Raw genomic sequence first — 11,398 nt, 5'->3', positions numbered from 1 at the left:
ACCCCGCCTGACCATCGATGGCGGCTTGCCCCCGCCCTACTCTCAAACGAGCACCCCATGTCCGAGTTGTTCAGCCTGTACCTGAAGATGCTGGTGCTCTACAGCCCCTTCTTCGTCCTTTCCTGCTTCATCGGCCTGAGCCGCGGCTACACCCTCAAGGAGCGCAAGCGCCTGGCCTGGAAGGTGGCGCTGGCAACGCTGGTCGCCAGCGTGCTGCTGTACCTGTTCGGCAAGCACATCTTCACCCTGTTCGGCATCACCATCGACGCCTTCCGCATCGGCGCGGGCTCGGTGCTGTTCATCTCCGCGCTGGGCATGGCCCAGGGCAAGTCGGCGGTACAGAGTGACAACGTGCAGCAGGACGTCACCATCGTGCCGCTGACCATTCCCATCACCGTCGGCCCCGGTACCATCGGCGCCCTGCTGCTGATGGGGGCCAGCCAGCCGCACTGGGATGACAAGCTGGTGGCGGTGGCGGCGATCCTCCTCGCCAGCCTGACCGTGGGCGTGGTGCTGTACCTGTCCAACCAGTTCGAACGCCTGCTCGGCGACCAGGGCCTGCAGATCGTCAGCCGCCTGATGGGCCTGTTCGTCTGCGCCCTCGCCGCGCAGATCATCTTCACCGGGGTGAAGAACTACCTGGCGCCATGAAGGACCTGCCCGGATTTCATCCGGGCTACGCCGTTGCAACGGCATTCGCGCACCACAAGCTCGCAGCCCGGCTCCGGCACGGTGCGCCCAGGCCGTGCCGGCCCCTGCCAATCCGCGCCCTGCCCCTTGAAAACAGCGGGCTGAACAGACCTGGCACTTTCGTTGCTCTGCTGATCCCAACTTGGATACAAGATGGGATCAGTACATGCTCACCGCTCCTCACGCCCTCACCCTCGGCCAATGGCAGCAGGCCTACCGCGACGGCCAGTCGCCAGCCGCACTGATCGGCGCGCTGCGCGCCGAACTCGACCACGCCGACAACGCCTGGATCGCCCTGGCCAGCGATGCCCAGCTGAGCGCGCAGCTGGAAGAACTGGCAGCCGCGCTGGACGCGGCGGCCGGCGACCTGAGCAGGTTGCCCCTGTATGGCGTGCCCTTCGCCATCAAGGACAACATCGATGCCGCCGGTTGGCCGACCACTGCCGCCTGCCCCGAGTTCGCCTACGCGGCCGCTGCCGACGCCACCGTGGTCGCCCGCCTGCGTGCGGCCGGCGCCATCCTCATCGGCAAGACCAACCTCGACCAGTTCGCTACCGGCCTGGTCGGCACCCGTTCGCCTCACGGCGCGGTGCCCAACAGCTTCGACCCGGCCTATGTCAGCGGCGGTTCCAGTTCCGGCTCGGCCAGCGTGGTCGCGCGGGGCCTGGTGCCCTTCTCCCTGGGCACCGATACCGCCGGTTCCGGCCGCGTGCCGGCAGGCTTCAACAACATCGTCGGGCTCAAGCCGACCAAGGGCTGGCTGCCCAACACCGGGCTGGTGCCGGCCTGCCGCACGCTCGACTGCATTTCAGTGTTCGCCCTGACCGTCAGCGACGCCCTGGCGGTGGCCAATATCGCCGGTGGCTACGACGCTGCCGATGCCTACAGCCGCAGCAACCCGAACAGGGCCAAGGTCGGCATGCCGGCCAAACCACGCCTGGCGGTGCCGAGCAACCCTGAGTTCTTCGGCGACAGCCAGAACCAGGCGGTGTACAGGGCTGCACTGGACAAGCTGCAAGGGCTGGGCGCCGATCTGGTGGAAATCGATTTCGCCCCCTTCCAGCAGTTGGCCGAGCAGCTTTACTACGGCTCCTGGGTCGCCGAGCGCACCGTCGCGGTGGAAGGCGTGAACCCCGAACACATCAACCCGGTGGTGCGCGGCATCGTCGACAACGGCCACAAGTACAGCGCCTGCGATGCCTACAAGGCCGAATACATCCGCGCCGAACTGAGTCGCGTCATCAACGACGCCCTGGCCGGTTTCGACGCCCAGGTGGTACCGACCTCGCCGACCATCCGCACGCTGGCCGAGATGGAAGCAGAACCGGTGCTGTTCAACAGTCAGTTCGGCACCTACACCAACTTCACCAACCTCGCCGACCTGTCCGCCCTGGCCGTTCCGGCGGGCCTGCGCGCCGACGGCCTGCCCGCCGGCATCACCCTGATCGCCCCGGCCTGGCATGACCAGGCGCTGGCCGCCTTCGGCCAGCGCTGGCAACAGGCACTCGACCTGCCCATGGGCGCCACCGGCAAGCCGCTGCCTGCACAAAACGCCAGCGACAAGCCGGCCCCCGGCAGCATTCGCGTCGCCGTGGTCGGCGCGCACCTGACCGGCATGCCGCTGAACTTCCAGCTCACCACACGCGATGCCGTACTGGTTGAACAGAGCTGCAGCGCCGCGCATTACCGCCTCTTCGCCCTGCCCGGCAGCGTGCCGCCCAAGCCGGGCCTGGCGCGGGTCGCCGCCGATGGCGCGGAGATCATCGTCGAGCTGTGGGACGTGCCGCAGGCGCGCTTCGGCGAGTTCGTCGCGGAGATTCCGCCGCCGCTGGGCATCGGCAACCTGGAGCTGGCCGACGGTCGCTGGGTCAAGGGCTTCATCTGCGAGCCCTATGCCCTCGACGGCGCCCGCGATATCACCAGCTTCGGCGGCTGGCGCGCCTTCATCGCCAGCACCCAGGCCTGAGTCCATGTCGCGCAGCGCGCCACGTCCACCGAGCCTGGCCGAGCGTATCTACGCTCGGCTCAAGGACGACATCTTCGAGTTTCGCCTGATGCCCGGCGACCGCTTCTCCGAAGGCGAGGTCGCCGAGCGCATGAGCGCCAGCCGCACCCCCGTGCGCCAGGCCCTGCATCGCCTGCAGCGCGAGGGTTTTCTCGATGTGCACTTTCGCAGTGGCTGGCAGGTGCGCCCCCTGGACTTCGCGCAGTTCGACGAGCTGTACGAGCTGCGCATCCTGCTCGAACTGGACGCCGTGCGCCGGCTTTGCCAGCGCCCCAGCGATGAACAGCCCCCTGCACTGCAAGCGCTCGCGCGCACCTGGATGGTGCGCAAAGAGAATCAGCTGCAGGACGGCAGCGCCGTTTCACGCCTCGACGAAGCGTTTCACTGCCAGCTGCTCGAGGCAGCCGGCAACCGCGAGATGGCCCGCGTACACCGTGAGGTCAGCGAGAAGATCCGCATTCTAAGGCGGCTGGACTTCACCCAGGCGCGGCGCATCGAGCTGACCTACGCCGAGCATGGGCAGATTCTCGAGGCAATCCTGACTCATCGCTCAGAAGAGGCACAGCAATTGCTCAAGAGCCATATAGAGGTCAGCCAGGCAGAGGTGCATTCGATCACCTTGCACAAGCTTTACGCCGCGAGACAGCGCGTGGAGCGGATGCCGGAATAACCGAGCCATGACCTTCACTGCATGACCCATAACAACGCTGTCCACTTACTCACACTTGTGAATGGAGATCGCACCATGCAACGTCGCAGCCTGATCAAGGCCTTCACCCTTTCCGCTTCCATCGCCGCCATGGGCCTGAGCTGGTCCATCCAGGCCGCCGAGACCATCAAGGTCGGCATCCTGCACTCGCTGTCCGGCACCATGGCCATTTCCGAAACCTCGCTGAAAGACATGGCGCTGATGACCATCGACGAGATCAACGCCAAGGGCGGCGTGCTCGGCAAGCAACTGGAGCCGGTGGTGGTCGACCCCGCGTCGAACTGGCCGCTGTTCGCCGAGCGCGGGCGCCAGCTGCTGACTCAGGACAAGGTCGCCGTGACCTTCGGCTGCTGGACCTCGGTGTCGCGCAAATCCGTGCTGCCGGTCTATGAAGAACTCAACGGCCTGCTGTTCTACCCCGTGCAGTACGAAGGCGAGGAAATGTCGCCGAACGTGTTCTACACCGGTGCGGCGCCAAACCAGCAGGCCATTCCGGCGGTGGAGTACCTGCTCAGCGAAGACGGCGGCGGCGCCAAGCGCTTCTTCCTGCTGGGTACCGACTACGTCTACCCGCGCACCACCAACAAGATCCTGCGCGCCTTCCTGCACAGCAAGGGCATCGCCGACAAGGACATCGAAGAGGTCTACACCCCCTTCGGCCACAGCGATTACCAGACCATCGTCGCCAACATCAAGAAGTTCGCTGCGGGCGGCAAGACGGCCGTGGTCTCCACCGTCAACGGCGACTCCAACGTGCCGTTCTACAAGGAACTGGCCAACCAGGGCCTGGAAGCCACCGACGTACCGGTAGTGGCCTTCTCCGTGGGTGAAGAAGAACTGCGCGGCATCGACACCAAGCCGCTGGTCGGTCACCTCGCGGCCTGGAACTACTTCCAGTCCGTGGAGAACCCGGTCAACGACAAGTTCGTCGCCGACTGGAAAGCCTACGCCAAGGCCCAGAAGCTGCCGAACGCCGACACCGTGGTGACCAACGACCCGATGGAAGCCACCTACGTGGGTATCCACATGTGGGCCCAGGCCGTCGAGAAGGCCGGCACCACCGACGTCGACAAGGTTCGCGAGGCCATGGCCGGCCAGGAGTTCGCCGCGCCGAGCGGTTTCACCCTGAAGATGGACGAGAAGAACCACCACCTGCACAAGCCGGTGATGATCGGCGAAATCCAGGATGACGGTCAGTTCTCCGTGGTCTGGGAGACCGAGGGGCCGATCCGCGCCCAGCCGTGGAGCCCGTACATCGAAGGCAACGACAAGAAAGCCGACACCCCGGTGAAGTCGAACTAAGGCAAAAGCCCCTCTCCCCCAGCCCCTCTCCCGTAAGCGGTAGAGGGGAGACACGCTGCACGGAGCAATGCACTGCAGCGTACCGGTCCCCTCTCCCCCCTTTCTTTCATGAAGAGGGGCAGAGGGCCAGGGAGAGGGCCGCCGTAGCCCGGATGCAATCCGGGACGCTCACCCCGGATTGCATCCGGGCTACGCCAAGGACACCTTATGCCCACTGCCCTTACCCGAATTCTCTTCAGCCTGCTGCTGTTGCTGCCACTGGCCGCGACGGCTGGCGAGGCCGACGATTTCGCCGCAGCCAACGCCAGCAAGCAGGCCAAGCTCCTGCAAGGCTGGGCGGCAGCCCCCACCATCGAGCGCATGCCGCTGCTGCAGGCCCTGCAGCAGGGTCGCGTCGCCAGCGATGCCGACAAGCGCGCCTTCATCGATCAGGACGGCACCTGGCAGGCTGCCGTTGGCGAGGGTGAAGCCAACGGCACACCACGCAAGCTGCGCCTGAACAATCGCCTGCGCGGCCTGATCGGCGTGGCCGTCGCCAGCCATCAGCTGCTCGACGATGCCGCCGCCGTGCGCCTCGAGGCGGCCCGGCAACTGCAGCGCAACACACCGCCCGCCCTGCTGCCGCTGCTGGAGAGCCGCCTGAGCATCGAAGCGGACGACGCGGTGCAGGACGCCATCACCCTGGCCCTGGCCAACCTGCAGCTGAGTGACGCCGACCCGGCGGTGCGCCTGGCGGCGGTCAAGCGCCTGGGGCAGACCGGCGACCCGCAGGCGCGCACCCGCCTGCAAGGTCTGCTCGACGGCGACGAAAGCGACGCCGACGTGCGCGCCGCAGCCGAGCAGAGCCTGGCGCAGGTGAAGAACAAACTGCTGATCGGCGAGCTGCTCGGCCAGGCGTTCAGCGGCCTGTCGCTGGGCTCGATCCTGCTGCTCGCGGCGCTCGGCCTGGCCATCACCTTCGGCCTGCTCGGGGTGATCAACATGGCCCACGGCGAGATGCTGATGCTCGGCGCCTACACCACCTACGTGGTGCAGCTGGCCTTCCAGAATCTCGCTCCCGGCTACCTCGAACTCTATCCGCTGGCGGCGCTGCCAATCGCCTTCCTGGTCACCGCCTGCATCGGCATGGCGCTGGAGCGCACGGTGATCCGCCATCTCTACGGCCGCCCGCTGGAAACCCTGCTGGCCACCTGGGGCATCAGCCTGATCCTGATCCAGCTGGTGCGCGTCACCTTCGGTGCGCAGAACGTCGAGGTGGCCAACCCGGCCTGGCTGTCCGGCGGCGTGCAGGTGCTGCCGAACCTGGTGCTGCCGTACAACCGCATCGTCATCATCGGCTTCGCGCTGTTTGTCGTGGTCCTTACCTGGTTGCTGCTGAACCGGACGCGCCTGGGCCTGAACGTGCGCGCGGTGACGCAGAACCGCAACATGGCCGCCTGCTGCGGCGTGCCCACCGGTCGCGTGGACATGCTGGCCTTCGGTCTCGGTTCGGGCATCGCCGGTCTCGGCGGTGTCGCCCTGAGCCAGATCGGCAACGTCGGCCCCGACCTCGGTCAGAGCTACATCATCGATTCCTTCCTGGTGGTGGTGCTCGGCGGCGTCGGCCAACTGGCCGGCAGCGTGCTGGCCGCCTTCGGCCTGGGCGTGGTGAACAAGTTCCTCGAACCGCAGATCGGCGCCGTGCTCGGCAAGATCCTCATCCTCGCGCTGATCATCCTGTTCATCCAGAAACGCCCGCAAGGCCTCTTCGCGCTCAAGGGCCGGGTGATCGACTGATGGTGGCGCCATCGACCGTGGGGCGGGTGAAACCCGCCACCCCGAGCGGGCCATCGCTGCAGCGGCGGGTTGCACCCGCCCTACGCCAATAAAGAATGAGTGATCGACTGATGAATGCGCTAAACCAAACCTTGCTGGCCCGCGCCAGCGCCAAGCTCGGCCCCCGCGTCTGCATGGCCGTCGGCGTGCTGGTACTGGCGCTGCTGCTGGCCATGCCGCTGCTGCACCTGCTGCCGGCCGAGCATGCCCTGCATGTGACGGCCTACAGCCTGACCCTGGTGGGCAAGATCCTCTGCTACGCCATCGTCGCCCTGGCGCTGGATCTGGTCTGGGGCTACGCCGGCATGCTGTCGCTGGGCCACGGCCTGTTCTTCGCCCTCGGCGGCTACGCCATGGGCATGTACCTGATGCGTGAAGCCGCCGGTGACGGCCTGCCGGCGTTCATGAACTTCCTCGCCTGGAACGAACTGCCCTGGTACTGGTACGGCACCTCCAGCTTCCTCTGGGCCATGTGCCTGGTGGTACTGGCGCCCGGCCTGCTGGCCCTGGTGTTCGGCTTCTTCGCCTTCCGCTCGCGGATCAAGGGCGTGTATTTCTCGATCATGACCCAGGCGCTGACCTTCGCCGGCATGCTGCTGTTCTTCCGCAACGAGACCGGCTTCGGCGGCAACAACGGCTTCACCGGCTTCACCCGCATCCTCGGCTTCGACATCACCGCGCAGGGCACCCGCGCCGCGCTGTTCTTCGCCACCGTGCTGCTGCTGGTCGCCAGCCTGTACCTGGGCTTTCGCCTGGCGCGCAGCAAGTTCGGCCGCGTGCTCACGGCCCTGCGCGACGCCGAGAATCGCCTGATGTTCTGCGGTTACGATCCGCGCGGCTACAAGCTGTTCATCTGGGTACTGTCCGCCGTGCTGTGCGGCCTGGCCGGGGCGCTGTACGTGCCGCAGGTGGGCATCATCAACCCCAGCGAAATGGCGCCGACGCAGTCCATCGAAGCGGCCGTGTGGGTCGCCCTCGGCGGGCGCGGCACGCTGATCGGCCCGCTGCTCGGCGCTGGCCTGGTGAACGGCATGAAGAGCTGGTTCACCGTGGCCTTCCCCGAATACTGGCTGTTCGCCCTGGGCGCCCTGTTCATCGTCGTCACCCTGTTCCTGCCGCGAGGCGTCGTCGGCCTGCTGCAGAGGAAGTCATCATGATCGCTACTGCACTTTCCATCTGCGGCGTTGCGCGGTGCCCGCTCCTCAGCGTACCCACTCGTACTGCTTCGTCGCTGCGCGCCTCGCGCCTTGCAGCTGAAAACGCTCGCGACGCGCTCCTGACGACCTCCACGGAGAAGGATCAATGAGAGCTACTCCAGTACCCGAAACCATGCTCGAAGCCGCTTTCGACCCCACCGGCCTGTCGCTGGACACCGGCAAGACCGTCGGCAAGGGCGTCAATGTCCGTCACGGCACCATCCTCACCCTGGAAGACATCAACGTCAGCTTCGATGGTTTTCGTGCGCTGACCGACCTGACCCTGTACATCGGTGTCGGCGAGCTGCGCTGCATCATCGGCCCCAACGGCGCCGGCAAGACCACCATGATGGACGTGATCACCGGCAAGACCCGCCCGGACAACGGCGTGGCCTACTTCGGCGAACAGTACGACCTGACCGCCATGAGCGAAGTGGAGATCGCCCAGGCCGGCATCGGCCGCAAGTTCCAGAAACCCACGGTGTTCGAGGCACTGTCGGTGTTCGAGAACCTGGAGCTGGCGCAGAAGACCAACAAGTCGGTGTGGGCCAGTCTGCGCGCCAGGCTCAGCGGCGAACAGAAGGACCGCATCGAAGAAGTGCTCACCACCATCCGCCTGGAAAGTTCGCGCCACCGTCCGGCTGGCCTGCTCTCCCATGGCCAGAAGCAGTTCCTGGAAATCGGCATGCTGCTGATGCAGGAGCCGCATCTGTTGCTGCTCGATGAACCGGTGGCCGGCATGACCGACGCCGAGACCGAGTTCACCGCCGAGCTGTTCAAGTCACTGGCACGCAAGCACTCGCTGATGGTGGTGGAACACGACATGGGCTTCGTCGGCTCGATCGCCGACCACGTCACCGTGTTGCACCAGGGCAGCGTGCTGGCCGAAGGCTCGCTGGAGCAGGTGCAGAACGACGAGCGGGTGATCGAGGTTTATCTGGGGCGCTGACGCGCCAGCTACAAGCTGCAAGCCTCAAGCCGCTTTTACTTGTGGCTTGCAGCTTGAAGCTTGCAGCGCCAAGAACGAGGAATTGAATCATGCTCCAAGTCCAACAACTGCATCAGTACTACGGCGGCAGCCACATCCTGCGCGGGCTGTCGTTCGACGTGAAGGTCGGCGAGGTCACCTGTCTGCTCGGCCGCAACGGCGTGGGCAAGACCACCCTGCTCAAGTGCCTGATGGGCCTGATCCCGGCCAAGGACGGCAGCGTGCAATGGGAAGGCAAGGCCATCACCGGCTTCAAGCCGCACCAGCGGGTGCACGCCGGCATCGCCTACGTTCCTCAGGGACGCGAGATCTTCGGCCGCCTGACCGTGGAAGAGAACCTGCTGATGGGCCTGTCGCGGTTTCCCGGCAGCCAGGCCAAGGTCGTCCCGGAATTCATCTACGAGCTGTTCCCGGTGCTGCGCGAGATGAAGCAGCGGCGTGGCGGCGACCTCTCCGGCGGCCAGCAGCAACAGCTGGCCATCGGCCGTGCCCTGGCCAGCCAGCCACGCCTGCTGATCCTCGACGAACCCACCGAGGGCATCCAGCCCTCGGTGATCAAGGAAATCGGCGCGGTGATCCGCAAACTGGCCGAGCGCGGCGACATGGCCATCCTGCTGGTCGAGCAGTTCTACGACTTCGCCGCCGAACTGGCCGACCAGTACCTGGTGATGAGCCGTGGCGAGATCGTCCAGCAGGGCCGTGGCGAGAACATGGAAGCCGAGGGCGTACGCGGCTTGGTGGCGATCTGAGGCAGGTCGCGGGCGGTGCGCAGCGACGCCTGACACCGCGGCATCATCTGTGCGACAGTACCGGCCTGCCCTTACCGGCGGGCCTCCAGGCGCTCACCGCAGCGACCCGAGGCCGCCCGCCCCGGTAACCGGGGCCAGTGGCGAACGCCGTGTGCGCCTCGCCCCACGCCAAGCCCCGACTGCCGGGGCTGCGCCGCGTCACCCTCCACTCCCGAACCTGCACAGGACACCCCATGAGCAACGTGATCTTCATCACCGGCGCCACCTCCGGCTTCGGCCGCGCCGCCGCCCGCCGTTTCGCCGAGGCCGGCTGGTCGCTGGTACTTTCCGGCCGCCGCGAGGAGCGCCTACAGGCGCTGCGAGACGAACTGGCAGCCAAGGTTCCCGTGCACATCGCCACCCTCGACGTGCGTGACGCAGAGGCCGTGCAAGGAATGGTCGATGCCTTGCCGGAGGCCTTCCGCAAGGTCACCGTGCTGCTCAACAACGCCGGCCTGGCCCTGGCCCCCGAACCGGCGCAGAAGGTGGCCCTGCAGGACTGGCACACCATGATCGACACCAACGTCACCGGTCTGGTCAACGTCACCCATGCCGTACTGCCGCTGCTGCTGGAAACCGGCAAGGGCACCAGCATCATCAACATCGGCTCGGTCGCCGGCGAGTGGCCCTACCCGGGCGGCCACGTGTACGGCGCCACCAAGGCCTTCGTCAAACAGTTCGGTTTCAACCTGCGCTGCGATCTGGTCAGCACCGGCGTGCGCGTCACCGACATCGCACCCGGCATGGCCGAAACCGAGTTCACCCTGGTCCGCACCAAGGGCAACCAGGCTGCCTCCGACGCGCTGTACAGCACCACCACGCCGCTCAGCGCCGAGGACATCGCCGAGCAGATCTTCTACGTGGCCACCCTGCCCGCGCACATCAACATCAACCGCCTGGAAATCATGCCGAGCCGTCAGGCCTGGTCGTCCTTCGCCGTGGATCGCGACTGACCCGCCCGGCGCCGACCGCTTCAGGCCGGCGCCCGCAACGGCGCACCGAATTGGTTCAGGGCACGCCTCTTGCTTGCCCACTCGGTCAACTACCGAGTGGAATCCCTGCCCCACCATGAATCTGCCTGCAGCCCTGTTCACGCCAAGCTGGCCCGCCGAACTGGAACTGGCCTACGCACGCCATGGCGAGCGCACCACCCCGGTGCAGAGGCGCCACCTCGGCCCACTTAGGGTGCAGAAGCACCTGTATGCCGAAGGGCCGCAGGTCTGCCAGCACATCATCGTGCACCCGCCCGGTGGCATCGCCGGCGGCGACCGCCTGGACATCTCGGCAGATGCCGGGGAGAACACCTGGGTGCAGCTCACCAGCCCGGGTGCAGCCAAGTGGTATCGCGCCAGCGAGGTGGCCCGCCAGGACCTGCGCCTGAGCGTCGCGGCCGGCGCCACCCTGGAGTGGCTTCCGCAGGAAACCATCCTCTATGCCGGCGCCCAGGCCGAGCTGCACACGCAGATCGAGCTGCAGGGCGATGCCCGGCTGTTCTACTGGGACATCATCGCCCTCGGCCGCCCGGCCGCCGACGAGCGCTTCAGCAGCGGCCATTTCCAGGCCGCACTGGACATCCGCCGCGACGGCAAGCTGCTGTGGCACGAACGCCAGCGGGTCACGGGCGACGACGGCCTGCTCGACTCGCCGCTCGGCCTCGATGGCCAGCCGGTATTCGCCACCCTGCTGGTCAGCGGCGAGGTGTCCGACGAGCTGCTGGAGCGCTGCCGTGAAGTGCAGGTCGCGGGCGTACGTGGCGATCTCAGCCAGTTGTCCGGGCTGTTGATCGCACGCTGCCTGGCCAGCGAAGCGCTCAAGGCCCGCGCCTGGCTGATCGCCCTGTGGCGCCTGCTGCGACCGGCGCTGCTCGGCCGCGAAGCCGTGCCGCCACGAATCTGGAGTACCTGA

The 11,398-nt window shown here is 66.6% G+C and carries 10 protein-coding genes; all 10 read left to right on the top strand.

The window, feature by feature from the left end; all coding sequences use genetic code 11:
* The first annotated feature begins 57 nt into the window (after nt 1-57).
* Entirely contained in the window at nt 58-651 is a 594-nt protein-coding gene (locus JLK41_RS03615) for a MarC family protein (protein ID WP_037052568.1), read from the top strand.
* A 205-nt stretch (nt 652-856) separates the two neighbouring features.
* Nucleotides 857-2,656, top strand: coding sequence for an allophanate hydrolase (atzF, locus tag JLK41_RS03610; protein ID WP_210390372.1), 1,800 nt, complete (start codon nt 857-859; stop codon nt 2,654-2,656).
* A gap of 4 nt (nt 2,657-2,660) precedes the next feature.
* Nucleotides 2,661-3,365 (top strand): GntR family transcriptional regulator, encoded by a 705-nt coding sequence (locus JLK41_RS03605; protein WP_037052563.1) that lies wholly within the window; start codon nt 2,661-2,663, stop codon nt 3,363-3,365.
* Between the two features lie 75 nt (nt 3,366-3,440).
* Nucleotides 3,441-4,706 (top strand): urea ABC transporter substrate-binding protein, encoded by a 1,266-nt coding sequence (urtA, locus tag JLK41_RS03600; RefSeq protein WP_152487810.1) that lies wholly within the window; start codon nt 3,441-3,443, stop codon nt 4,704-4,706.
* Between the two features lie 207 nt (nt 4,707-4,913).
* Nucleotides 4,914-6,482, top strand: coding sequence for an urea ABC transporter permease subunit UrtB (gene urtB / locus JLK41_RS03595; protein ID WP_210390370.1), 1,569 nt, complete (start codon nt 4,914-4,916; stop codon nt 6,480-6,482).
* Nucleotides 6,483-6,592: 110 nt separating this feature from the next.
* Nucleotides 6,593-7,678, top strand: a complete 1,086-nt coding sequence (gene urtC / locus JLK41_RS03590; RefSeq protein ID WP_210390368.1) for an urea ABC transporter permease subunit UrtC — start codon at nt 6,593-6,595, stop codon at nt 7,676-7,678.
* A gap of 145 nt (nt 7,679-7,823) precedes the next feature.
* A complete protein-coding gene (gene urtD, locus JLK41_RS03585) occupies nt 7,824-8,666 on the top strand; it encodes an urea ABC transporter ATP-binding protein UrtD (protein WP_080757063.1) in 843 nt (280 codons plus the stop codon).
* Between the two features lie 89 nt (nt 8,667-8,755).
* Entirely contained in the window at nt 8,756-9,454 is a 699-nt protein-coding gene (gene urtE / locus JLK41_RS03580) for an urea ABC transporter ATP-binding subunit UrtE (RefSeq protein WP_037052544.1), read from the top strand.
* A gap of 233 nt (nt 9,455-9,687) precedes the next feature.
* Nucleotides 9,688-10,446 carry an SDR family NAD(P)-dependent oxidoreductase gene (locus JLK41_RS03575; protein ID WP_037052541.1) on the top strand — a complete coding sequence of 253 codons (759 nt, stop codon included), beginning with the start codon at nt 9,688-9,690 and terminating at the stop codon, nt 10,444-10,446.
* 115 nt (nt 10,447-10,561) lie between these two features.
* The gene (locus JLK41_RS03570) at nt 10,562-11,398 is read left to right on the top strand and encodes an urease accessory protein UreD (protein ID WP_210390366.1); all 837 of its coding nucleotides are present in this window, start codon (nt 10,562-10,564) and stop codon (nt 11,396-11,398) included.

The organism is Ectopseudomonas khazarica (genome assembly GCF_017915135.1).
Taxonomy (GTDB): domain Bacteria; phylum Pseudomonadota; class Gammaproteobacteria; order Pseudomonadales; family Pseudomonadaceae; genus Aquipseudomonas; species Aquipseudomonas khazarica.
Note: the sequence above shows the minus strand (reverse complement) of the source record. Positions and strands in the feature narration are given on the sequence as shown.